Origin of the sequence: Paenibacillus sp. FSL K6-2862, assembly GCF_038005125.1 — a bacterium.
Taxonomy (GTDB): Bacteria; Bacillota; Bacilli; order Paenibacillales; family Paenibacillaceae; genus Paenibacillus; species Paenibacillus illinoisensis_A.
Map to the genome: position 1 here is coordinate 4,868,295 of NZ_JBBOSN010000001.1, position 23,996 is coordinate 4,892,290.

A 23,996-nucleotide genomic window follows, 5' to 3' on the forward strand; every position below is an offset into this window, starting at 1 on the left:
ATCCTTAATAACGAATGAAGGCCCCCTGGTCCTACATCTATATAAACGAGGACATCAGCGATTCTAGAAATGGCTGGGCCCCGGTCATACGACGTCAGTTGTTACAACTGAGATAGGACGTTATTGATACGTTCAGTATATTCTTGCCAAGCTTGAAATGTTCTGCTGATTCGAGAGAGCAGGCTCACATTCTCCGAATTATTTGGTGGAAGTTGCAGACGAGGCTGAAGGTACAGTAAATGAATCCTTTATCGTGGTTCCATCCTTGTCTGTCTCGTAGTTAAACGAGGTACTGTCGCTGGACCAGCCGGCTGTCTTCAATGTACCTTCCAGATTGCGCTGTTCCACCAGATTAAGAACGTCTGAATCCGTAGCTGATTTGGAATACACACTTAATTGGTTGTCGATCAGCATGACCACATAAGATCCATCCGGTGAACTCCATTCCTTCGACGTCATGGTAGAGGTTATCCCCTGATTCGGAGCTACAAATTCTTTGCTGCCATTCGGCGCAGCAGTTCCTGAATCGGTACCGGAGGATTGATTATCTTCAGTCGGTTCCTTCATTTCTACCTCAGGCGCGATTCCCTGTGTGTTGTATGATTCTGAATCTCTACCGTCACTTGTTTCGGTTGATTCATTTTCATTCTCATCCGCAGGGGGTACCGCAGCTATACTTGAATCCTGATCTTTGGGCTGCGTATCCTGTCCTTGATCCGGACTCTTCTGACTATTGGAAGCATCAGGAGTGGTATTTCGAGCTTCAGTACTGTCATCCGTTTCGGACGTTGTACCTGGCTGGTTTGACGTTTGGTTATCCTTCACCTCGGGCTCTGGAGACTGCTCTGGCCCGTTTTCTTCCGGAGCAGTCATTGGATCCGTCTTTTCTGTCATGGATGACTTGTTCTCCGTATCATCCATTAATGGATCGCTGTTATTTTGAGGTGAGAAGGATTCGTCGTTCTCAAGCTCCCGACTTAGCGGATTTTGATCAACCGCACCAGTCTCCTGGGTGCTGCCCGAACTCAACATCATGGATTCGGCATTCTCCACCTTTTCAGGTTCATAGCCCCAAATCGCCACTCCCAGCACCACAGCCGCAGCTGCAGCACCCATTGACATCCGGCCGACCATGGAGTTTAGCCATTTCTGCTTCGGTTTGCGCTCACTTGAACGTTGTAAATTCTCGAATGCAGCAGGGACAGGAGTCATTTCCTGTATTGTACTGCTTTGTTCCCTCCGCGCTTCATCAATTGCATCCAATTGAGGCATAATGGCATCAACCAAACTGAATTTCGGGGTTACCTGCGGCAAATCTTCCAATTCTCTGGAAAGAGCTCTAAGCAAACTAAAATTCTCGGCGCACTCCGGGCATTGGGCCACGTGCTGTAGCATCTGCGCAGTTTCCGCGTCGCCCAGATCATGATCCAGATACCGGTGCATCCATTCCACCACCTCTTCGCATTTCATCCTGTCACACCACCTTTCTGATACTCCTGAAGTAGATTTTGCAATTGCTGTCTGGCTCTGAATAAATATGATTTGACTGTATTCAGCGGAAGATCAAGACAATCCGCAATTTCGTTATACGATAAATCCTGCAAATATCTGAGTACGATTACCGTTCGATGATGCTCTGGAAGCTTGTTGATCGCATCCTGAATATCTTTGGCAACATACGTGGACATGACTTCAAACTCCACATCCTGATTATCCTGAAATACCATCTCATGCTCATCAATGGAGACCGAGGGCTTGGTTCTTCTGAATTTATCAATACAGATATTCGTTACGATGCGCTGCACCCATGTTTTGAATTGGGCTTTTTCTTCATAGGAATTAATTTTCGTATAGATTCGGATCAATGCTTCCTGAGCAGCGTCCAAAGCATCCTGTTCATTATTTAAGATGTAATATGCGGTTCGGTATACATGCTGTTCTATGTCCCGCAATAGGGTAATTAGAGCGTCGCGATCGCCCGATTGAGCGGCTCTGATGAGTTCCGGCTCTACCACAAAGGATCCCCCTCTCCCTGCAACCTTACAGACGTATTCATCAATAAAATTGTTGCAAAGTTAAGTATTTTTTTAGACAGAAAAGGTAAAACCATGGAACATTCACACTTGTTATCGCTTACTAAGCTCAGCATAATTCTAGAATACGGTACGAGATGTGAATATTACCACAACAAAATAACGGCTTATGTATGAAGGGCCGCTGAAACTTATCTTAGAATAACAGAAATTGCATACTGAGTCACCACGCCGCTTCAACCAGCCATTCCAATACTTACACGACTCAATTCAATTGCAATGGCATACATTATAGATAAGCGCGTGAAAGTTTTCAAAAATAAAAAAAGTCGAAATTTGTCCAAATTTAAGCTCTTTTTAATGCAATTTTCATGAAAATAGTGTATTGTAAATTTACATTCATAATACGAGGTGATGAGCATGCCAGCTCTTGCGAAGATTCAATTATTAAAAGAACAAATGCCGAAGGAATATCAAAGCATTTCTCATTTTGTAGAACATGCAATGCAATCCATTGATACTTTGGTTGAGGAACACCGTAAATATACCGCTGCACAGGCGTTATACGGCGATAAAATCGTCGGATCGGAAGAACGTCTGTACAGAGAAACTGTACTTGATGTCAGAGAGCAACTTCTGCTCACGCTGGAAAAAACCGTGGAAGACCTTTTGCACAAAGGTGACAAACATTGGAACAAACATTTTAAGGACGGCGTTGAATAACTCTTTTCATTATTAAATGGCCCGTTTCGGCTATACTCCAACCAGGAGTCTAGCCGAAACGGGCTTTTTGCATTAATAAATACTAATCAGTTTTCCATTGATAAAACTCAAGGCACGCAATAAATTCGGCCCGGCATAGACCCACACTTCTATTTTTCCCTTTGAACCCATTTCTTGGGTAATGCTCGTGGGGTCTCCCCAAGCTAAACCCGCTTGTGTTGTCGTCATACCGAGAGCAACTTCACCAGCAATAATCTTCTTCCATGTGGACTGCGACCATTTGTATTTTTGGTAAGGGTCATAAGGGAAGAATTGATCCGCATCCGACAGCATTTCCGTGACCTGGCTGGCAGTGCCTCCGGCATAAGCAACAACCGTTTTACCTTTTGCGTTACGAAATACTACAGAGTAGCTCTTATCACCGGAATCATACTTATCCACCTTGATATCCGTTATTGTTACTTTGCTGAAACGTTGCCCCAACTCGGTATTACTATTAATCCAATACGATTTTCCGATCAATCGACTAAGACTTCCCAGTTCTTTTTTCTTGATAAGAGCTGGTGTATCCTTCGATTCAATAAGAATGGATGACTTACCGACCAGAACCTCTGCCTGTTTTAGCTCCCCATCCCATCGAACTTTAATCCCTGCAGTCTGACTCAAGAGGCTTGCTGGAAATACCGTCTGTCCTCCAATAGTTTGCACTTTCCCTTTTAACTTGAGATCTTTATTGTTAAATTGTGCAGTTGCACTTCCCTTTTGCAGAGTGATCTTGTCATCTCCAAATTGAATCACAAAAGACGAGCCTTTCACATCGACTTTGGCACCTAACGTCTTAAATACCGACTGAACTGGCAAATATATGGTACCATTTAATAGCGTAGCTCCCGTCAGTTTTTGCTGTACTCCAACATCCAACTGAACGCTTGAAGTCAGGTCTTCTATTGTGACTGTTACTTTGGTCGTTCCAATCCCTGTAACCTTAAGTTTGCCGTCACTCTGTATTTTAGCAACTTGAGGATGTTCCAACGTTATTTCCGCAGGCAGCGGCTGACGTTTGGTTTTAAAACCGTTGCTATATGTCTGCTGAACCGAAAGTTCAACTTCATCTCCAATACCAGTTTCTTTTGCCGATGCTGTTAATGTTACTTTAGTTAATGAAGGTACTTGGAGTGGTACCATTTTCCCTTCATTATAGACAACCCAAGAGCCATCCTGTAATCGTGCATATAATTCATCCTGCTCATACGAATATATAAGCTGATCGACATTCATTAGCCCCGGCAATTGTTCAGACTTATATTTAGCCGTACGATCGTAGCTCCATACCGTGCCATCTTTCTTCACCGTTAGTAGCTTATGTGTACTTCCTTGCCAGGTTACGAATTGAACGTCACTTGCGACCTGTACCTGCTCCTCTTCATACATCATGTTAACAATAACCACGGATCCGTCGCTCTTCAGAACAGCTGCATATGCACTATTCGTGACAACGGCTTTTCCATCCGCTACATTCCCTACTTTGCGAACAATGTTACGATAGTCAGCATAATAAACGTCTCCCGACGATGATAATGCCCCGTATGAATAATTACGATCCACTGGATAAGGACCGACGTCGATAATGGATTCCAACCCTTTAATCTGCTTTCCATCGTCGTGGAGTGTTCCATCCCGTAGAAGTATCAAACCATTTCCATACACCTTTTCTACGCCATTGTATTGATTTATCTCAGGCTTCTGCGGGTTGTCCATATCCCAACGATAGACTAGCCCATCGGTAGTCCAGCCATATAGGGAATGAGAATCACCTTTAGAGATGCCAACCAGGTTTCGATTTTGCGTCCAGACTCCACTGGTCAAGCCCTTGGACCACACTGTACCATTGTCGAGTAGATAGTGGTTACGATCCAGCACGGAAATGATCGAGCTGCTTTTTGTGGATGCTGCTGCCACAGGAGACTGACCGGGCAGCAAGCTGGAAAAGATAACTCCAATACACAACATCAATGTTATTCTGAGCCACTTGGCTCTGATATGCTGATTTACTCCGTCGTTCTTTCGTGTTGTTTCTTCGTAGCCTATTGCTTCGTATCCCATTGCTTCTTATCCCCTTTTTATTATGTATCTCGGTATCGCTGGTGCCCAATAAAACTGGGACTAATCATTATTCGGTAGAAATAACCATTATCCTGCACTGGGCAAAAATTCATCATTCATCCACAATCAATTTTTGACGTACGTCAATCTTGCCGTCCTTTATTCTCATCTGAATTTCGCCCATCTGATCTGTTCGGTAAATCTGCGAACCCACAGCTTCCAGGCGTTCGAGCACACCCGGGTTGGGATGTCCGTATGTATTGTTGGCTCCTGCGGAAATGACTGCTGATTGGGCGCTCCAATACTGCAGCCATGCCTCAGTCGACGAAGTTTTGCTGCCGTGATGTGCCACCTTCAACACATCAACCACTGCTCGGGTGGTGGAGGAAAACAAAGAGAACGAATCCATCTCTTGTTTGAATGAAGCTGCAAGAGATCCGTCTTGTATCATATATAATAGATTTTGTTCTGCTGCCGCATCCATATCTCCTGTGAATAACAGGGAAGCCCCCGCCATATCCAGCAGAAATACCACCGAATCATGATTCTGGTGTTCAGACACAGGGAGCCTACCTCCTTCATTCAGTGAATGATCCAGATCCGGTGATATGAAATGAAGCGTGGTCTCTGCATCAGGTGAATATGACATTCCCTGTTGAATGGCATATAAAGGGATATGTCGTTCTACAGCTGTATCCAGCAGCTTTTCGAAGTTGTCTTTGCCACTTGTTGTGCCGTTAAACATGAAGCGCTCAACCGGAATCTGTTCAAGCACGGCCTGCAAGCCCCCGGCGTGATCCTGATCGGCATGCGTCAGAATGACCGCATCCAGTCGGTGAATACCACGTTTTTTCAATAAAGGTACAACCACTTTAGCCCCCACTTCGTAGGGATCTCGCCGAATTTTCCAGGATTCCTGATTGCCAAAATGAACTGTACCACCGCCATCCACCAAAATATGTTTACCTCCAGGTGTAGTGATTAGTGTGCTATCGCCCTGACCAATATCCAGAAACTGAACGACCCCAGTCCCGGGAGGCTGTGGAGTCCGGTAAGCCCAGCCCAACCCTGCAACAAGAATCAGAATGAGCAAACCACACAGCCCTTTATGAAGCAAACTCATCCGTTCACTTCCATAGTAGCCTGCACCTCGTGCCGTAAACGCACTTGTATATTCCGGCCAGGCAATGCTTGCACTGAGTGTAGTCATTGATCCAGAGTTATCGCTCCTAACCTCATCACTCCTACCTTGATTTTCCGTCGGTGTAACGATTACACCAGGCTGGACTGCTTCAACCAAACGACGTTCCCGAGAAGCATGAATCAATGGTACCGTGTCTCCTTCAACGTTCAAGGCATGCTGCATCTCTCCTTTTCCCCGATGAAGAAGGTACAAAAGCACATATAAAACCGCATAATATGCCGCAATCCATAACAGGGAAGGTGTAGCCCAGATGAGTACAAAACCCGACAGGCTGTTCATCCATTCCACGCTCACAAATGTCAGTTTGTTGAGTAGAATTGCAACCCAGGCAAGAGGTTTGGCCAGAGGCATCCATAGGAATGACAATAGAAGTGCAACCGTCCCAAGCGGCAGTACAACAGCGCTAATTAAAGATACAAGCAGAAAATTGGCTGCGAAGGAAAGCAGCGAAAACTGGTTGAAATATAAAATAGTAACTGGAAAAGAAATAAGCTGTGCCGTTACCGTTACTGAAGCTGTCGCTGCAATGGCTTTGGGCCATCCGTTAAATAAACGGTTTATAAGAGGCATATAGATCATCAGCCCTGCAGTCACGAGAAAAGACAGCTGAAAGCTCACGCTGAGCAAGAAATAGGGATTCCACCACATCATCATCAAGGCTGCTGCGCTGATCATCTGCAGTCCGTCCCTGGCCAGCCCTCGCCGCGCCATATACAAACCAATCATGGACATAATCCCTGCACGAATTACGGAAGGTGAACCTCCAGATAACAGAACATAGGCAGGGATTAACAACAAGACGATGGTAAGTGATGTTTCGCGGGTTAACCTCAGCCACGACATCAGAAGTAATAGCGACGCCACATACACCGCAACATGCGTACCTGAGATAGCCAGTATATGGGTAAGTCCCAGTTGTGAAAACTGACCATACGTATCCGGATCGATGTCGCTTGCCATACCGATAATAAGCCCTTTCATGTATCCTGCATGTGGTTCGGGAAACAGTCTGTCTACAGCAGAACCCAATTGGTTTCTGACCAGGTCATTCCAGCGGAGTATATTGAACTGCCCTACCCCTTCAGGAGAAGTGACTGTTACCGAACTGGCTCCCTTCACTTTGAACAACCAATGGATATACTGTGTCTTTAGATAATTCCGATAATCAAAACCGCCGAAATTCCTTGCTTCTCCAGGCAGCGCCAGGGAACCCGTCAACGTGATTGCATCCCCTCGTCGCCATTCTGCCGCCGCCTGCTGTTCTTCCTCTTCAGCCAATCGCACCTGCACCATCAGGCGTTCTTTTTTGGCAGGCAGCTGAAGAATCTTTGAATCTGTCCTGGATTGGCCCTCTCCTAGCGGTTCAATGGAAGCAAGCAGAATCTGAAAGTCTGCCCGGTCGCCGTCAATCCGAACGTCTGAATCCAATGTTGCATGAAGCGTTGCAGCGTACCCGTCCAACTCCTCAACTGCCAAATGAGTAACCTCGGGCAAAATGCTAACATTCCGAGCCTCGTTCCACTCCCAGTGCACAGCACCACCTATTAGCGACGCAATTAATAAAAACGCGGACCACCCGCGCAACCCAATCCACCCAAGCAGGAATGGCAAGCAGGCAATAGCACCTAGCATCCCCCAAAAGAGTGTCCATCCTGTCAACGCACATGCCAGCCCGCTGCCGCATAACCAACAGACGGTGAACACTACCAAAGGTCTACCCTTCACTAGCTTATTCCTCCCTCCGCCTTAAATAAATGAACGCAAAGAACCCCCGGCAGCTGAACCAGCTAACCGGGGGTTCTTCCCCATCAATGCACTGAGCAATATCCTTTTTTCAAAAGAGATCCTGCCTGTGTTTTCGAATATTCATTCGCATTAGATCATCTTCAATCACTAATCGTCATCATGGTTTCACGCGGCGGTTGATAATTCTCCAACCTGCGAAACGTTATACCCTTCTGAGCCATCATGCGTGTCACTTTGCCTGTATCCTTCGGATACGGGCGGTGAAAAACAATCTCCGTGATGCCGCTGTTCGCCAGCATATTGGAGCACGTCCAGCAAGGTTCATCCGTCACGTACACGGAAGACCCTTCACGGTCATTCCGATCAGTGAACAAAAGCAGATTTTGCTCCGCATGTATCGTCCGTATACACCGCTGCTTTTTGATCATTTCCTCCTGACCATCCGTTACCACCAGCTCATACTCTTCGGAAATCATGCATCCGGCTTCGGAACAGTCGGGAACGCCCATGGGTGCACCGTTATACGCTGTTCCAAGCAATTTTTTACCTTGAACCAGAACAGCTCCCACATGGCGCCGCGAACAGCGGGAACGGGTTGAGACCATATAAGCGATGTCCATGAAATAAGTATCCCAATCTTTGCGTACGTCTGCTGTACTCATGTTCGTTTCCTCTCCCGTTCGTTAATAAGTTACACTTTGTGCAATGCATATTTACTTAACATAAGAAAACTTTGGTTTACTGCTCGTAATCATTTTATTAAAGCCATTATCGGATCTGAACATAGGGGGCCATTTTCTCCAACATTTTCATCCCAATTCCCTTGACCTTTGTCAGGTCACTCACTTTGGTAAATGGACCATGGGCATTTCGATAGTCGATGATAGCCTGGGCTTTTTTCTCCCCTATGCCCGGAAGCTCCGTAAGTTTGGAAGCAGGTGCAGTATTGACATCAATTTTACCATTATCGATATCCTGTACCGGCTGAGCAGTTTGGATATTTTCTTGTCCAGCTTCCGCAGCAGGTGCCGCTGCCGCTGCCGTTGACGAAGCAACCTCCGGTTCGTTTGACGTGCGATTTGAACCGGCCTCTTCAACGACAGGTTTTGCCTGTTCAGTCTCCTTCGAATCAGCGCCATCAGCAGCCTTCTTGGCGTTATCATCCGCAGTAACCTTTGCTTCGCCTTGACCCAAAACAGCCGACTGCACAGCAGAGGGATCCTGCTCTTTCGTCGGCGTCTCGGTGCCGAGCTGCATGGGTTCCCAGCCAGAAGGCGGCTGTTCACTTTTGCCCGACCATAATATTAATATACTTCCTATCACCGCAGCAGCAATGGCTACTCCCTGTTTCCATTTCACGCTTCCACACCTCTCCCTGTCTTCAAAATAAATATTCTGAACACGGGCGGTGCTTCCGAACCGTTGAATGTTGCTGGTGAAATCAAAGCTTTTCTTATTTCATGTCATGTCATACAAGTCCTGGTGCATAGACTAGAAGGAACGAACTGCGCCAGTACCGTAAAGCATGAAAGGAGGCCTGAAACAATGAAGGTTGGATTTATCGGAACCGGCAGCATGGGAAGCCTGCTGATCTATGCCTTGATTCAATCCGGAGCACTCGAGCCCCGGCAGATCGCCGCAAGTAATCGGACCCCTTCCAAAGTGCGTCAGTTATCCCTCCGTTATCCCGGACTGCATGAATCACAGAGCAATCGGGAAACTGTCATCCGAAGCAACATCATATTTTTATGCGTGAAACCACTCGAATTCAAGCATGTTATTGACGACATTCTGCCTGTTGTAAATTCCAATCACATCATCGTCTCGATTACGAGTCCCGTGCAGCTGCGCCATCTGGAATCTTCACTTCCTTGCAAAGTCTCCAAGATCATCCCCAGCGTTACACACCAGGTCGGCAGCGGAGCATCCCTGTGCATTCATGGCGAACGCATGACCCCTGAAGACCGATCCGTTCTGGAGGGACTTCTCAGTCACTTCAGCAGACCTTACCAAGTCGATGAAGCCTGCACGCGGATCACATCCGACTTTTCCAGCTGCGGACCTGCATTCATATCCTTCTTCCTGGAACAATGGATCGAGAGTGCCGTCAAACTAACAGGGATCAAACGCGCAGACGCCTGCGCTCTTGCAGGTGAAATGCTCCTCGGAACAGGCAAGCTGCTGACGGAAGGAGGATATACACCCCAAGAGCTCCAGGCTCGCGTTGCCGTTCCCGGTGGCATTACCGCCCAGGCACTTGCTTTAATGAAAAACAGCCTGGACGGTGTATTTGACAGCCTTATCCATACAACCCACGACAAGTACGAAGAAGACTTGTTGAAGCTGGATGAAGTATTTAGAGCCGGTGAAATTAACCGGCAACAATATTAACAAGTTTGCCTGGAACGGCAATGACCTTGCGAATGGTCTTGCCTTCCAGAGCCTGTTTGACAGGCGCCAGTTCCATTGTAAAGTCTTGCATGCCTTGTGCATCGAGATCTTTGGCAATCGTTGTACGAGTCACGATTTTGCCGTTGACCTGTACAACAATCTCCACTTCAGCATCTACTGTCATGGATTCATCATACTCCGGCCAAGCTACGTAGGAGATTCCTCCTTCGTGTCCAAGACGGCTCCACAATTCTTCCGCCATGTGCGGTGCCAGCGGGGACAAGAGCTGTACAAAGTTTTCCATCGCTTCACGTGGCAATGTATCGGCTTTGTAAGCATCATTGATGAAGATCATCAACTGGCTGATCGCTGTGTTGAAACGCAGATGTTCCAGATCATCCGTAACCTTTTTGATCGTTTTGTGAGCTGTACGTTTGAATTCTTCCGTTCCGCCATCCACAGTAATCTTATCGTTGATTGCTCCAGTGTCCTCGTTGATGAAGAGACGCCATACGCGTGACAGGAAGCGGTACATGCCCTCTACCCCGTTAGCGTTCCACGGTTTTGTAGCTTCCAGAGGTCCCATAAACATCTCATAGAGACGCAATGTATCGGCTCCGAATTCATTCACAATTTCATCCGGATTAATGACATTACCACGGGATTTACTCATTTTCTCGTTATTGGTTCCCAGAATCATACCCTGGTTCACCAATTTGTGGAATGGCTCCTTGGTATTCACCACGCCCAGATCATACAACACTTTGTGCCAGAAACGAGCATACAGCAGGTGAAGCACGGCATGCTCGGCTCCCCCAATGTACAGGTCAACCGGCAACCACTGCTGCTGTTTCTCTTTGGAGATCAGCTCTTTGTCGTTGTGTGGATCGATAAAGCGCAGATAGTACCAGCAGCTTCCCGCCCATTGTGGCATCGTATTGGTCTCGCGGCGTGCTTTCATTCCCGTTTCTGGGTCCACCGTATTAACCCAATCCGTTACGTTCGCCAGTGGCGATTCCCCCGTACCTGAAGGTTTGATCTGGTCGATATCCGGCAGCAGCAAAGGAAGTTGATCTTCCGGTACAGTTTTCATTGTGCCATCTTCCAAGTGCAGAATTGGAATCGGCTCACCCCAGTAACGCTGGCGACTGAACAACCAATCGCGCAGGCGATACGTTGTTTTCCCTTGCCCTTTACCACTCTCTTCCAACCATGCGATCATTTTCGCAATCGCTTCTTCGTTATTCAGTCCGTTCAGGAAGTCGGAGTTCACATGTGGTCCGTCGCCGGCATATGCCTCTTGTGTTACGTCCCCACCCTGGATAACTTCAATGATGTCCAGACCGAACTGTTTCGCAAATTCCCAGTCGCGACCATCATGACCTGGAACCGCCATAACCGCTCCTGTACCGTATCCTGCGAGCACATAATCCGCAATCCAGATAGGCAGTTTTGCACCATTAACCGGATTGATCGCATAGGCACCAGTGAATACGCCGGTTTTTTCTTTGGCCAGATCCGTACGTTCCAGATCACTCTTGCGAGAAGCCTGCTCCTGATAAGCCTTAATGGCTTCACGCTGTTCCGCTGTCGTAATTGCATCGACCAATTCATGCTCAGGAGCAAGAACGGCAAAGCTTGCACCGAACAAGGTATCCGCCCGTGTTGTAAACACTTTAATAACTTCTTCACTGCCCTCAATGGCAAATACTACCTCTGCACCTGTGGATTTCCCAATCCAGTTGCGCTGCATATCCTTGATGCTCTCGGACCAATCCAGCTCTTCCAGATCTTCCAACAAGCGCTCAGCATATTCCGTGATTTTCAGTACCCATTGACGCATCGGTTTGCGCACAACCGGATGACCACCGCGCTCACTTTTGCCGTCGATAACCTCTTCGTTAGCCAGTACCGTACCCAGCGCTTCACACCAGTTAACCGGCACTTCATCTACATATGCCAGACCTTTTTTGTACAGCTGGATGAAGATCCATTGTGTCCATTTATAGTATTCAGGGTCTGTTGTGCTGATCTCACGATCCCAGTCGTACGAGAAACCAAGAGACTTGATTTGACGACGGAAATTGTCGATGTTGCGGAATGTTATTTCCCGCGGGTGCTCGCCCGTGTCCAGAGCGTGCTGCTCAGCAGGCAAACCGAAAGCATCCCAGCCCATCGGATGCAGCACATTATAACCACGCATACGTTTGAAACGGGAAACGATGTCCGTTGCCGTATACCCTTCCGGGTGACCTACGTGCAGACCTGAACCGGATGGATAGGGGAACATGTCGAGTGCATAAAACTTCGGTTTACCTGGGTCCTCACCTGTTTTAAACGTTTTGTTCTCATCCCAGTACTGCTGCCAACTTTTCTCCATAACCTGCGGCTGATAGCCGTGCTTCGGCTGGTGATTCTCACTCATCTATTGTTCCTCCTCTTGGTCATTCACTTTTATTGCAACAAAAAAACCTCAGCATCCATAGCGTTTGCAGCGCTAGGGACGAGAGGTTGAATTCCCGTGGTACCACCCTAGTTAGCGGACGAACGTGCTTCGTCATCCACTCCCTTTGGACCTGTAACGGCGGTTAACCGATGCGGATTTCCATTCCTGAACGAAATGCCAGACATTCAAGCACAGGATGGTGTAATCACCGCATTTCTCCAAGGCGAGTTCGTGAAATACTGTCAATCGGCTTGCACCAACCGCCGACTCTCTGTCATGTACAGGACCCACTACTGTTCCTTATCATCGAAATATGTATACAATATCGGGACCATTATATAAAAAAGCACGACTAAAGTCAATATTGCTTGGTTTGTTGACTGACTATAAATAATGCCGTTCTTCCCCATTCGGCCTAGGACAATCGAAATCGCTTGATTCCTTCTTCCAAGTTATTAATTGCCCACTGAATGTGTTCCTTGTTATCATATTGTCGATATTCGCATTCAATCCACAAAATCAGATCAAAATACAGATCATACAAGCTTCTTCGTTTTCGTTCACTATCGGTTGTGATGGCCCTACCATAACCCTTCACAAACCCTTTTGTATAATTAAAATGACTGAAGTAGTGCTCCATCAGGGGATCCGCCCAAAGGCAGCGCTCAAAATCAATAATGGCTGTAATTCGCCCCTGTTCCACAAATACATTGCCATCCCACAGATCCCAGTGAATGAGTACCGGCTCGTTGACATCACTCAACACATCCGATTTCTCCCTAATCAATTGGGCAAGCTTATCATAATCCATAGGAAGTTTTACGCCAGCCTCTCTTCCGTCGGTGAGCAGATCATCCATCAGACTCAGAAATGCTTCCTTCCAGGTGTTATACTTTGGTTTCTTTTCTGAAAAATAACCAAACTTTTCACCTTTGATCTCGTTGATCCGGCGATTAAATGCACCAAGCTGCTCTTCAATCTCTGCCTGCTCTGCTGAACTATACTGATCTTTGACCTTGTTATAAGGCTTGCCAGGCATATATTCCATCATAAAGTACTCCGCCGGAGCAAGACTGCATGTTGTATCACACGCCAATACACGGGGAACCGGTACATCTCGAAGCTCTCCCACGAGACGCAGTGCCTGAACTTCTGCCATCAGGAGATCCTGCTCACAGCGCAACGGTTTACCAACCTTGGAAGGAGCGATTTTGAGCACTACCTCTTGCCCGTTGCCGAGCGAGATGTAATAAGCATGGTTGGCCCATCCGTCAATCATTTCCCTGTATTCCTGGATGCCTGTATTAAAATGTTGCTTGGCAATTGCATTCAGCTGTTCTGATGTCAGCCTTGTTTTGTATGTACTTTCCACTTCTGCACCACCTTTTTTTAGCAATACGAATTCTATTCATAGAGACCCGGTAAGCGTTTTCCACCTTCGTCCATTATGGCTCTCTTCACCCTTGATGACAATGCATTTCATCATAAAAACAGGAAAAAACCGCCCTCACTGTTACTAGGACGGTTCTCTATCTGCAATTCTATTTCACCGCGACGTAAAATAGCCGCTGCGCGCCTTCTCCAGCTTCTTTCCATGTGAAATCAGCATATACACGGACATTCCTGAATCCAGCTTTGGTCAGTTCCAGCTTCATCCAGTCCGGATCGTATGCACGCTGAACGTGAACCTCTTCGAACCGCTGGTACATGTCCTTGCCGCCGTCATCCACCCGGGAGAAAATGCTGAGATGATGCTCAATCTCACACCGTTCACGATCCATGTCGCAGGTCCAGATATAGGATACGGAGCGTTCATCCAGGACAAAAGGCTGCTCTTCTTCATAGCGGATCAAGGTGTCTGGATGGTGTACATCAAACAGGAATGTCCCTTCCGGCTTGAGCATCTCGTAGGTACGCTGGAACGTACGAATGACATCTTCCTTTTCCAGCAAATAATTAATGCAGTCACAGAATGAAATTACTGAATCTACCGGTTCGGGTACTCTCCAATCCCGCATATCCTGCTGAACCCACCGGACACTGCCTTCACGATACAATCGATGACCTTGTGGGGTTCCCTCCATTTTACTTCGCGCCACAGATAACATATCCGCAGACAGATCAATGCCCGTCACTTCAAACCCCGAGTTGACCAGTGGGATCGTAATGGATCCCGTCCCGCATCCAAGCTCGGCTACACTCTTCGGCATGCCGTGCTGCTCCCAGGCTGTTCTTGCAAACCTTATCCAGTCCGGATAAGGCATATCTTCCATTAATTCATCGTACACATAAGCAAATTTACGGTAAGACATGTCAGGCACCGCACTTTCAATTTCATTTTCCGATTCCAAAAGAAAAAGCAGGGGCGTCCGGAGTTCACCCAGCCTTGCCCTGCCTTCCTTCGTTCCAATATGTCGTTAACGATTACTTGTTTTCACTTGAATCCTTGGGAGCTGATTCCGCCAAGTACGTCCAGTTTTCCTTCTGCGTCACCAGTCCGTCTTTCATCAGCTTGCCCAAAGCACGCTTAAAAGCAGACTTGCTGATTCCAAAGCGCTGCTTGATGATATCCGGTGGAGTGGCATCCGAATAAGGCATACCGCCCGTAGGGCGCTCTTTCATAAACGCCAGAAGTTTGTCCGCATCTTCGTTACGGCCTACCTCTTTGCGAGGGGACATGGCCAGGTTAACACGCCCGTCTTCACGAACCAGCGTTACCCGACACTTCACCTTTTCACCCAGCCGCAGCATTCTGTTGCGCTCAGATGAATGAATCATGCCGATAGCACCGAAGCCAAGTACTCCGCCTTCTACAAGCACAAAAGTACCCATCTGCAAAGGTTTGTACACCGTAGCTTCCACCCATTCGTTCAACCATGATGTTGGAGCGTGGAATGACAGGGGAGCAAGCTCACGTTCCCCGGCCAATTTGGCACGAAGACGTCCCTGCTTGTCATGTTCCATAATAACAAAAACTTCATCGCCCACGTGTGGACGTAGTTCTTCCAATTCGGGCAATTCACGGATAGGGAGCAGCAGCTGCCGTCCAAGTCCCATCTCCAGGAAACAGCCAAGGCGTGGGTGTATATCAGCCACAACCAGTCGTGCCATTTCGCCCAGAGTGAGATATGGTTTTTTCATGGTTGCTGCCAAACGGTCCTCTGTATCAAAGAACAAAAAGACCTCGAGCGTCTCCCCGATTTTGACATCCCGTGTGAGTTCCGTATAGTGAAGCAGTACATCTTCCGATCCTGTCGTCAAAAAGTAGCCAAAAGGCGATACTTCACGATCAACCGGCAGGGAGACGACCGTGCCTGCAATCAAACTCATACCGTTTCCACCACTTTGGCGTCAGACCATAGCCGTTCAATGTTGTAATATTCGCGCTCATCACGATGGAAAATATGCACAACCACGTCGCCCATATCCATCAGCACCCAACGTGCGGAATCCATGCCCTCGATTCCTTTAATGTTAACGCCAGCTGCATGTGCCTGTTTGCGAATTTCTGTTGCAATGGACTGTACCTGTGTATCGGAATTACCGTGACAGATTACGAAATAGTCTGCAACCAGAGAGATGCCTTTCAGATCGAGTGCTACAATGTTCGATGCCTTTTTATCGTCAGCGGCGGTTACCGCCATATTCATAAGTTCTTTCGATGATACTGTCATGAACCAACCTCCATATTTTATAAGTGTGCAATCAGATCATTCCGCGACAACATCGTTAGCGGATAAATGACGCGGCGCTGCGAGATCAGCAAGCTGATCGTGGAATCGAAACCGGCAATCAGTCCCTCTTCCAAGCTGCGCTCTGCCTGCTCACGAATGTGATCTACGCCTGGGAAATCTCTTCCCGGTTCAATATAGTCAGCAAGACATACGACCTTATCGAGCAGACTCATACCTACACGCCCGGAAGTATGCCAGCGGATTGCGTTAATGATTTCCGGGTCATCAATACCATAATCGCGCTGTGCCACAAAAGCACCCACTTCAGAGTGCCAGAGCTGCTTGTCATGCAGTAAGAGTTCTTCGTTCAATCCGTTTTCACGGATGACCGCTTCCATCTCGGATACAGGCCAGTACTTGGCGACGTCATGCAGTATGGCTGCGAGGTCGGCTTTGACAGGATCCGCCCCATATTTCTCTGCCAACTGGACGGCCTTTTCCATTACACCAAGCGTATGCTTCCAACGCTTCTCCGGCATCTGACCGGAAACAGCCTTAATTAATTCTTCACGGCTTAGTCCCATATAAACCGCTCCTTACAATATATTGATGAACTGCATCAGGGATCATGAACCGTACCGAATGCCCCTTAGCAAGTCTCCTGCGAACAGCCGTGGATGAAATGTCCACCAGGGGCATCTCGGCCAGCAGCACGCTGTCCTGCAGTTCCTCCGGCAGGTCATCCAGATGCAGGTGAAATCCTGGCCGACCCACACCAATAAAGGTTAATTTCGCTGCCAGTTCATCAATCTGTTCCCACTTCGGAAGATAGTTCACCATGTCCGCTCCGATAATGAAATAAAATTCATGCTCCGGATAACGGCGCCACAGTTCCTTCATCGTATCGATCGTATAGGACACCCCGCCGAGTTCCATTTCGATGCCCAGCACTTCATACTGTTCTACACCTTGCACCGCAGCCTCAGTCATATCCAGGCGCTGCTGTCCCGAAGCTCCAGCTCCGCGTTTATGGGGCGGAACATGGGAAGGCATAAACCAGATCTCATCCAGGGCATGTGAATCTCTAGCAGCTTCGGCAGCGAGCAGATGTCCCATATGGATCGGATCAAACGTCCCGCCCATGATGCCAATCTTCACCCGTGTCACCGTCCTAAGGAAGTTCGATTTGTTTGTTGTCGCGTGATTCCTTGTACAGGATGATGGTGCTTCCGATAATCTGCACCAGTTCGCTGCCGGTTTCCCGCGCCACTTCTTCAGCGATTTCGTTTTTGTCATCCAGACAGTTATTCAACACTTGCACTTTCATCAGTTCGCGTTTCTCAATTGCTTCTTCGATATGACGGAACAAATGATCGTTGGTGCCCCCTTTGCCGATCTGAAATACAGGGGTCAGATGATGTGCTTGTGAGCGCAAAAAGCGCTTTTGTTTACCGTTTAACATAATTACTCCATAACTCCTTATGCCCGGCAGGCACTGTAACAGCGTTTATTGTCTGTCTGTTGCCTGACCGTTCAATGATATTTTTCACTTATTAAAACTATCCAATACAGCGCGTCTCATGGTCTCAACTGGCGCAGGAATGCCGAGCCAGTGTTCAAATGCGACTGCGCCCTGATATACAAACATACCTAGTCCGCCGTGCACAACGCACCCACGCAAACGTGCTTCTCGAAGCAAGCGTGTCTCCAGCGGATTATAGATTAAATCACTCACGGCCGCACCTTCCCGAATCAACTCCGGATTCACAGGAACATCATCAATATGCGGATGCATGCCTGCCGACGTAGTGTTGATCACGATATCAGCCGAGGCTAACACAGCTGCAGCTTCTTCCATGCCGCTGCCAGTGATGTTACCCAATCCGTGCCTTCTCAAATCGGAGGCAAGAGCCTCTGCTCTCTCTGCTGTACGATTCAGGATGCTAATCCGTTCCGGCTTCTCCAGTGCCAGAGCATAGATGGCGCCTCTTGCAGCGCCTCCTGCCCCAAGAACAGCAATCTTCTTGCCTGCGAGCTCCGGCACTGCCTCCTCCTTCAACGAACGAACATAACCAATACCATCGGTATTGTACCCAGTCAGCTTACCATTATCGTTGACGATCGTGTTCACAGCACCAATCAGCCGCGCACTTTCATCAATGGCATCGAGGTATTTCATCACTTCTTCTTTGTGAGGTATTGTTACATTAACACCCCGGTACCCCAAGGCAACAATGCCTTTAACGGCTGCTTCCAGCTGCTCTGGACGAACATGAAGCGGCATATACAATCCGTTCACACCCGCTGTCGCAAGAGCCGCATTATGCATGGCTGGTGACTTGGAATGTCCAATCGGATCCCCAAAAACTCCAAGCAAAACAGGAAGTGAAGTATAGGTATTCTTTTGTTCTGACATGCGTCCGCCCCCGATCTATAGAGAATCAATGTGCCGTATAACTAGATCAAAGATGGACGAACCAGCACTCGAATACCTTTTGGTGCATGTACAGCGACAAGCGCCCCATTCTCACCATTGACCTTGATCCAGCCCAGACCGGATATGAACACATCGGACTGGCTGCCGCGTTTGATACGGAACTCATGCCGTGTCCATTCAGGCATGTCCGCTGCATCCTCCCGGCTTGGCGGGGACAGCAGTTCTCCGGCATGGTCACGATACAGATCATCTGCACGCTCCAGCTTCGTCCGGTGAATATCGATTGCATTGCTTGTATAACAAGTGAAAGACTGACGATCACCTTCAATGAAATCAAAACGAGCCATAGCACCAAAGAACAGCGTCTGACCGGCATTCAATTGATACACAGCCGGTTTAAGCGGCTTGTCCGGCATGATGGCTGCCAGATCCTTGCGTGATACGATCTCACTGAAACGCCATGGATACACGATTCCCGGCGTATCAATAATAAATTTGCCATCATCCAATGGAATGTTAACCATATCCAGCGTCGTTCCAGGATAACGGGAGGTTGTCAGTTCCTGCTCCAAATCGCTGTAGTCGCGGATCAGACGATTAATCAATGTCGATTTACCCACATTGGTACCCCCAACCACGTAAACGTCACGATCCTCGCGATACGTACCCACAAGCTCCAGCAGGCGATCAAATCCCTGATTTTGCTTGGCACTGCAGAGCACGATATCCACCGTACGCAAACCTTGCTCCTTAGCCTGCTTCTGTACCCAGTTACGAACCTTGTTCCAGTTGGTTACCTTGGGAAGCAGGTCCGTTTTGTTAACAGCCAACAGAACTGGATTGTTCCCTACAAAACGCTGCAGACCGGAAATGATGCTGCCGTCAAAGTCAAACAGATCAACGATATGGATGACAAGTGCATCCTTATCCCCGATTTTGCTGAGAAGAGCCAGGAATTCGTCCTGATCCACCGTGACGGATGATGACTCATTATAGTTTTTGATCCGGAAACACCGCTGACATATGACCGGTTCACGATCCAGCGCTTTCTCCGGAATAAATCCCGGTTTGTCCGGATTTTCCGTTTGCAGATGCACTCCGCACCCACTGCATCTTACGGCAGGATTGCCGTTATGCGTTTCTGTCATTTCTTCTTTTCCTCCTCGAGCCATAAGCCTTTCTTGCGCAAACTGGTTAGAGCAATCCGTTCCACGCGACGATTGAAGCGGGTCATGAAGCCTTCATCACCGATGGAAATGGGCAGCACCAAGACCGTATAAAGTCCCAATCGGTTGCCTCCATATACATCCGTAAGCATCTGATCGCCTACAACAATCGTTTTTTCTGGAGTAAGCTCCATCATTTTCATTGCTCTACGAAACGGTGCATTCGATGGTTTGCGTGCACTATGCACAAACTGGATATCCAGCGGAGTCGCAAACAAAGATACACGGTTCAAATTGTTATTGGACACGATCATCAGCTTGAAACCCGCCTCTTTCACACGCGAAAACCATTCAATCAGTTCCGGTGTGGCATCAGGAGCTTTGGCACCGACAAGCGTATTATCCAGATCAGTTATAATTCCACGGTAGCCTTGAGCGTACAGCTCTTCCAGATTTATGTCAAAAACCGTGTCTACTCGCAGCTTGGGCATTAACATTTTAAACAAAGAAGTCACCTCAGTTTCATACGACACACTATATCACAAATCCGTCTTTCCTGAAAATGCATACAGTGCCTGATGGTATGGGAAAAAGGAAAAACGGGACGGGCATACTCTATGCCCGTTCCGCTTTGAGTTCCTTGCGCAGCTTCGAGGCTGTCTCATAGACTGCCTTCCAATCGTCCGAAGTAACGGAAGCCGGGCTGTAACGCGTGCGTTCAAACATCGCCAGCAGTTCTTGCAGCGTTGCTGCCGCAGCCGGTTTGGCCTGACTCCATCGGTTGACAGACTCGCGCAGGGTCTCGTCTGCGCTTCGGGTCAATCCTTTTCGTTTCACATAGCGAATCCAGCGTTCCGTCTCTGCAACAACTTTCTGCTCGGGGGTAAGTGGTCCGCCGGTGCGCAGACGCAGAAGCCAGAAACGGAGTGAGAAGCGGTTCCGCCAGAACATATAAGCAACCCATAGGGCAAGTACAGCCGCCGCTGCCCAGATCACAAAAGCGGGAATGCCGGATGCTGCTTGTTCAGGTGCAGGTGCTTGCTCTTCTTCAACAACCTGTTCTTCTTCTGGTTGTTCTTCAGGCTCGTCTACTGGCTGTACATCAGGCTGTTCCGTCAACAGAGGCATATCGAAGCCAGGTGTCGCTTCAACTGGAATCCATCCGTATTCGCCAAAGTACACCTCAGCCCAGGAATGGGCATCTGCATTGGTCACGGTATACGTCGTCTCAATTTCAGAACCAGGCTGGCGTGGTGCCTGCATGTCGGAATTAAGAGACATTTGCCCAGGGGCATATCCTTTTACCCAGCGGGCAGGAATACCTTCCGAACGTGCCATCATGACGAGTGCCGTAGAGAAATAATCACAGTACCCCTCACGGATGTCAAACAAAAATCCTTCAACAAAATCATTGCTTACTTTTCGGGATAAATCGGGATTGTTAGTGTAATTAAAGTTTTGTTGTAAGTAGTTTTGCAGTAATGCGACTTTTTCATACGGCGTATTTGCCGCTGCTGTTATTTCGGCAGCAAGCTCTGTCACCCTGTCCGGGAAGCGGGAAGGCATCTGCAGATACATGTCATCTGCAGGATTGCTTCCATATAGATCATCAAACGTTTTGGTACGGAGCTCATCTTCCACGATGACTGGTGCTTCGGATACAACCGTATACGTTTTAGGGAATTGCGGCTGCTGCCGATCTGTGACAATGTGCAGCTCTGCCTGATTCGCATTCCACAGCATCCGGCCTGATTCGTTCTCACCATTGACCGAACTTACTTCGGTTATGGAATAAGCACCAAAGAGGATTGGATATACACTATCGTTCAACATGGTTACCTTTTGCGTCACTTGCTTGGTATTTACGTTGCCCGCATCCTCATTCTCAAGAGCTTGTCCAATTTCTACATCTTCCGAGGACACCCGTCTGCGGTCATCCCACCCTGTACCGGTGTACTCTTCCCGGGTTTCACCCCGCCAGTAACTCCGTTCATTCGTCGTTACCGACATGACTGGTGTGTAGTCAAAGTTGAACCCACCGCCCAGCTGGTTATCTTCACGGCTGTATCCGGACTCTGTGGAACTTGGAATATCCAGCGTCCCGTTGCCGGTCTGGCTAGTAGAGCTTCCGGTATAGTTACGCCATGCCGTATAAGGATCTGTCAGCGTAGGCGGTACTTCAGGCATATTAACACTCGCTACAATAATCAGAGAAAAAATAATTGCGATGTTGGCGAGTATTTTGTACGGATAACGGAGCAATCGTTTCCAGCCCTGTGGGTAGTTCGATTGAAAGTTGCGGAAGTGCTGGCAGACGAGCCACCCCATCCCGGCAAACATGACCCAGGCCACTTCAATCCAGAGTGGAATCTGGGTGAAGGAATCCAGGATACCCATCGAAACGATGTTCACACCCAGAAAAACAAGAATACGGCGTGTTGTCGTCACCAGACGAAGAGCCGCTTCGAGCATGACCCATGCGCATAGGGAGAACCAGATGTACGGGGTCAAATGCAGCAGAAATTGCTCCGTGCGGTCGCTCAGTGTACCGTAAGGAATGTAGACAGAGAAATCAATAAGCGTTTTATGCAAAATATAAATAAGCACAATGGCCTTGATGATGTTACGATATATTGTTTTGAAAGGTAAAATAATCTCCAGTACACTGACTGCAGCCAGCGTCCATAATACCAATGATGTCGTCTCGGTGTACCAGGATTCCTGTGTAAACGAAATCCACTGCATCCCTATCAGGAAAATCCAGAGCAGCGACGCTGCATGGTACCAGGATCTTTTCCCCATCGATTGTTCTCTACTATTCGTACTCATACAGAACCTCCCCCCATAACCGTTGGAAGTTCCTGCAGATGGGAAACAACAAAGGATCTCGTGCCTCTTCCTCGCAGCATGGCGGCCCATTCGGCACTCTGGCGTGACTCCTTGGTATCAAGGATAATATGGCACGGAGTCATCCCACGCGTATCAGCCCACCGCAGCAGTTCCAGTACTTTTTCATCCTTCTGGGGAGATATGACTACAAAATAAGCGCCCTGCGGCAGCTGACGAGCAAGCTTCTCAATACCTGGCAGCAGTCTTTTGTCCTGACCATCATTCTGAACATCCACCAGATGATGCATCATCTTCTGCCGGTCCATCAGGCTTTCGCTTGGAGGAAGCAGCGTCGTTTGGTCAGATAGCGTCATCAGCCCCATACCCATCCGTTCTCTCGTACCATACTCCAATAGCGATGCAGCCGTGGAAACCGCCAGCTCAAATGTTTCCCCCTGCTCGTAACTGCCCGCCAGAGCGTCAAGTACCAAAATGGTTTTGGGTATCGACTCATGTTCAAACTCCTTGGATTTCCATGTTCCTGTCTTGGCTGTAGCATTCCAGTGAATGCGGGACAGCCTGTCGCCATACACGTAATCACGAACACCGTTAATTTGAGTGGTTTCCCTGCGGGAACGCGTCTGCGCGGTTTGTGGACCAGATAGTCGTGATTTACGATCGTACAGCTGCCAGTAGGGTATGAATACGGTACGAGGCAGCACCCTAAACTCCCCTTTGGCCTTGAATGTACCGCGGTGCTCAATCAGGCCAAAGATATCTTCGCTTGCACATTCCGTTTCGGAAAACGCATATTTGCCGCGCTCCAGCGGCGGAGTCTGGAAAGACAGCTCTCCATTTCCCCGCATGTTCGGAATCAGGCTCTCCCTGAAGGACCAGGATTCCCCGTTATGACGATGCAGCATTTCACGGACAACCACGTAAGGCAGCGGCAAAAACCCGGGAATGGTCAACCTGAGCTTCACCTGGACCTGGTCACCGGCATGCAGCAGCTCTTCATGGTCCTGCCCCGATGATAGCATTCGTACACCGCGTGCGCGTCTTACTCCACTGAATCCGGCAATGGCAAGATACAGACAAAGGAGGGTCACCATCGAAAGCAGCATGATGGATGTTTTCCCACCCTGGAATAATACATAGGCCAAGCAGCAAATCCACACCGCCGCGATACTCCATACACGGGGGTGGCGCATTCCTCTTCTGACATTACTCAAAAGCGGCTTCAT

Annotated in this window: 21 protein-coding genes and 1 other annotated feature; of the genes, 2 read left to right on the forward strand and 19 right to left on the reverse strand. The window is 48.3% G+C overall.

Annotation, left to right across the window (positions count from 1 at the left end):
* Positions 1 to 198: 198 nt before the first annotated feature.
* Together MHB82_RS22015 and MHB82_RS22020 are read right to left on the reverse strand one after the other, a co-directional pair.
* A complete protein-coding gene (locus tag MHB82_RS22015) occupies positions 199 to 1,470 on the reverse strand; it encodes an anti-sigma factor family protein (RefSeq protein ID WP_341175813.1) in 1,272 nt (423 codons plus the stop codon).
* Positions 1,467 to 2,015: an RNA polymerase sigma factor gene (locus MHB82_RS22020; protein ID WP_095289827.1), complete on the reverse strand. Its 549-nt coding sequence runs from the start codon at positions 2,013 to 2,015 to the stop codon at positions 1,467 to 1,469. The genes MHB82_RS22015 and MHB82_RS22020 overlap by 4 nt, the downstream gene beginning before the upstream one ends.
* A gap of 438 nt (positions 2,016 to 2,453) precedes the next feature.
* Here MHB82_RS22020 and MHB82_RS22025 point away from each other — a divergent pair, with 438 nt between their 5' ends.
* Positions 2,454 to 2,756 (forward strand): hypothetical protein, encoded by a 303-nt coding sequence (locus MHB82_RS22025; RefSeq protein WP_095359525.1) that lies wholly within the window; start codon positions 2,454 to 2,456, stop codon positions 2,754 to 2,756.
* Between the two features lie 72 nt (positions 2,757 to 2,828).
* Here the strand turns inward: MHB82_RS22025 and MHB82_RS22030 are convergent, their stop codons facing one another.
* The 4 genes from MHB82_RS22030 to MHB82_RS22045 form a co-directional block, all read right to left on the reverse strand.
* Positions 2,829 to 4,859 carry a copper amine oxidase N-terminal domain-containing protein gene (locus tag MHB82_RS22030; RefSeq protein WP_341175814.1) on the reverse strand — a complete coding sequence of 677 codons (2,031 nt, stop codon included), beginning with the start codon at positions 4,857 to 4,859 and terminating at the stop codon, positions 2,829 to 2,831.
* Positions 4,860 to 4,971: 112 nt separating this feature from the next.
* A complete protein-coding gene (locus MHB82_RS22035) occupies positions 4,972 to 7,788 on the reverse strand; it encodes a ComEC/Rec2 family competence protein (RefSeq protein ID WP_341175815.1) in 2,817 nt (938 codons plus the stop codon).
* Positions 7,789 to 7,949: 161 nt separating this feature from the next.
* Entirely contained in the window at positions 7,950 to 8,471 is a 522-nt protein-coding gene (locus MHB82_RS22040) for a deoxycytidylate deaminase (RefSeq protein ID WP_095289821.1), read from the reverse strand.
* Between the two features lie 106 nt (positions 8,472 to 8,577).
* Positions 8,578 to 9,168, reverse strand: coding sequence for a ComEA family DNA-binding protein (locus MHB82_RS22045; protein ID WP_341175816.1), 591 nt, complete (start codon positions 9,166 to 9,168; stop codon positions 8,578 to 8,580).
* A gap of 186 nt (positions 9,169 to 9,354) precedes the next feature.
* Here MHB82_RS22045 and comER point away from each other — a divergent pair, with 186 nt between their 5' ends.
* A complete protein-coding gene (gene comER, locus MHB82_RS22050) occupies positions 9,355 to 10,200 on the forward strand; it encodes a late competence protein ComER (RefSeq protein ID WP_095359528.1) in 846 nt (281 codons plus the stop codon).
* On the opposite strand, the gene leuS is transcribed toward comER, so the two are convergent.
* From leuS to MHB82_RS22115, 13 genes are all read right to left on the reverse strand, one after another.
* Positions 10,181 to 12,625, reverse strand: coding sequence for a leucine--tRNA ligase (gene leuS / locus MHB82_RS22055; RefSeq protein ID WP_341175817.1), 2,445 nt, complete (start codon positions 12,623 to 12,625; stop codon positions 10,181 to 10,183). The two genes, comER and leuS, sit on opposite strands and share 20 nt — an antisense overlap.
* Positions 12,626 to 12,696: 71 nt before the next feature.
* Positions 12,697 to 12,962: a binding site (T-box leader), on the reverse strand.
* Between the two features lie 99 nt (positions 12,963 to 13,061).
* Positions 13,062 to 14,018 (reverse strand): phosphotransferase family protein, encoded by a 957-nt coding sequence (locus tag MHB82_RS22060; RefSeq protein ID WP_341175818.1) that lies wholly within the window; start codon positions 14,016 to 14,018, stop codon positions 13,062 to 13,064.
* 169 nt (positions 14,019 to 14,187) lie between these two features.
* Positions 14,188 to 14,958 (reverse strand): class I SAM-dependent DNA methyltransferase, encoded by a 771-nt coding sequence (locus MHB82_RS22065; RefSeq protein WP_095359827.1) that lies wholly within the window; start codon positions 14,956 to 14,958, stop codon positions 14,188 to 14,190.
* 112 nt (positions 14,959 to 15,070) lie between these two features.
* Positions 15,071 to 15,976: a CvfB family protein gene (locus MHB82_RS22070; protein ID WP_095359531.1), complete on the reverse strand. Its 906-nt coding sequence runs from the start codon at positions 15,974 to 15,976 to the stop codon at positions 15,071 to 15,073.
* Entirely contained in the window at positions 15,973 to 16,320 is a 348-nt protein-coding gene (gene rsfS / locus MHB82_RS22075) for a ribosome silencing factor (RefSeq protein ID WP_095289811.1), read from the reverse strand. Before rsfS ends, MHB82_RS22070 begins: the two co-directional genes overlap by 4 nt.
* A gap of 17 nt (positions 16,321 to 16,337) precedes the next feature.
* Positions 16,338 to 16,904, reverse strand: coding sequence for a bis(5'-nucleosyl)-tetraphosphatase (symmetrical) YqeK (yqeK, locus tag MHB82_RS22080; protein WP_341175819.1), 567 nt, complete (start codon positions 16,902 to 16,904; stop codon positions 16,338 to 16,340).
* Complete coding sequence (locus MHB82_RS22085) at positions 16,888 to 17,478, reverse strand: nicotinate-nucleotide adenylyltransferase (protein WP_341175820.1); 591 nt, start codon at positions 17,476 to 17,478, stop codon at positions 16,888 to 16,890. The genes yqeK and MHB82_RS22085 overlap by 17 nt, the downstream gene beginning before the upstream one ends.
* 13 nt (positions 17,479 to 17,491) lie before the next feature.
* A complete protein-coding gene (yhbY, locus tag MHB82_RS22090; RefSeq protein WP_095289806.1) occupies positions 17,492 to 17,782 on the reverse strand; it encodes a ribosome assembly RNA-binding protein YhbY in 291 nt (96 codons plus the stop codon).
* 84 nt (positions 17,783 to 17,866) lie between these two features.
* Positions 17,867 to 18,736 carry a shikimate dehydrogenase gene (aroE, locus tag MHB82_RS22095; protein ID WP_110821983.1) on the reverse strand — a complete coding sequence of 290 codons (870 nt, stop codon included), beginning with the start codon at positions 18,734 to 18,736 and terminating at the stop codon, positions 17,867 to 17,869.
* 41 nt (positions 18,737 to 18,777) lie between these two features.
* The gene (gene yqeH / locus MHB82_RS22100) at positions 18,778 to 19,905 is read right to left on the reverse strand and encodes a ribosome biogenesis GTPase YqeH (protein ID WP_095289803.1); all 1,128 of its coding nucleotides are present in this window, start codon (positions 19,903 to 19,905) and stop codon (positions 18,778 to 18,780) included.
* Entirely contained in the window at positions 19,902 to 20,429 is a 528-nt protein-coding gene (locus tag MHB82_RS22105) for a YqeG family HAD IIIA-type phosphatase (protein WP_341175821.1), read from the reverse strand. Before MHB82_RS22105 ends, yqeH begins: the two co-directional genes overlap by 4 nt.
* Before the next feature lie 109 nt (positions 20,430 to 20,538).
* A complete protein-coding gene (locus MHB82_RS22110; protein WP_341175822.1) occupies positions 20,539 to 22,752 on the reverse strand; it encodes a transglutaminase TgpA family protein in 2,214 nt (737 codons plus the stop codon).
* Complete coding sequence (locus tag MHB82_RS22115) at positions 22,749 to 23,996, reverse strand: DUF58 domain-containing protein (protein WP_095359538.1); 1,248 nt, start codon at positions 23,994 to 23,996, stop codon at positions 22,749 to 22,751. Before MHB82_RS22115 ends, MHB82_RS22110 begins: the two co-directional genes overlap by 4 nt.

What these genes read in the sequence shown, in the direction of transcription:
- MHB82_RS22015 (WP_341175813.1), bottom strand. Translation starts at nt 1,470, where the DNA reads ATGAAATGCGAAGAGGTGGTGGAATGGATGCACCGGTATCTGGATCAT.
- MHB82_RS22025 (WP_095359525.1), top strand. Translation starts at nt 2,454, where the DNA reads ATGCCAGCTCTTGCGAAGATTCAATTATTAAAAGAACAAATGCCGAAG.
- MHB82_RS22030 (WP_341175814.1), bottom strand. Translation starts at nt 4,859, where the DNA reads ATGGGATACGAAGCAATAGGCTACGAAGAAACAACACGAAAGAACGAC.
- MHB82_RS22040 (WP_095289821.1), bottom strand. Translation starts at nt 8,471, where the DNA reads ATGAGTACAGCAGACGTACGCAAAGATTGGGATACTTATTTCATGGAC.
- comER (WP_095359528.1), top strand. Translation starts at nt 9,355, where the DNA reads ATGAAGGTTGGATTTATCGGAACCGGCAGCATGGGAAGCCTGCTGATC.
- leuS (WP_341175817.1), bottom strand. Translation starts at nt 12,625, where the DNA reads ATGAGTGAGAATCACCAGCCGAAGCACGGCTATCAGCCGCAGGTTATG.
- MHB82_RS22065 (WP_095359827.1), bottom strand. Translation starts at nt 14,958, where the DNA reads ATGTCTTACCGTAAATTTGCTTATGTGTACGATGAATTAATGGAAGAT.
- MHB82_RS22070 (WP_095359531.1), bottom strand. Translation starts at nt 15,976, where the DNA reads ATGAGTTTGATTGCAGGCACGGTCGTCTCCCTGCCGGTTGATCGTGAA.
- rsfS (WP_095289811.1), bottom strand. Translation starts at nt 16,320, where the DNA reads ATGACAGTATCATCGAAAGAACTTATGAATATGGCGGTAACCGCCGCT.
- yqeK (WP_341175819.1), bottom strand. Translation starts at nt 16,904, where the DNA reads ATGGGACTAAGCCGTGAAGAATTAATTAAGGCTGTTTCCGGTCAGATG.
- yhbY (WP_095289806.1), bottom strand. Translation starts at nt 17,782, where the DNA reads ATGTTAAACGGTAAACAAAAGCGCTTTTTGCGCTCACAAGCACATCAT.
- aroE (WP_110821983.1), bottom strand. Translation starts at nt 18,736, where the DNA reads ATGTCAGAACAAAAGAATACCTATACTTCACTTCCTGTTTTGCTTGGA.
- yqeH (WP_095289803.1), bottom strand. Translation starts at nt 19,905, where the DNA reads ATGACAGAAACGCATAACGGCAATCCTGCCGTAAGATGCAGTGGGTGC.
- MHB82_RS22110 (WP_341175822.1), bottom strand. Translation starts at nt 22,752, where the DNA reads ATGAGTACGAATAGTAGAGAACAATCGATGGGGAAAAGATCCTGGTAC.
- MHB82_RS22115 (WP_095359538.1), bottom strand. Translation starts at nt 23,996, where the DNA reads ATGAAGCCGCTTTTGAGTAATGTCAGAAGAGGAATGCGCCACCCCCGT.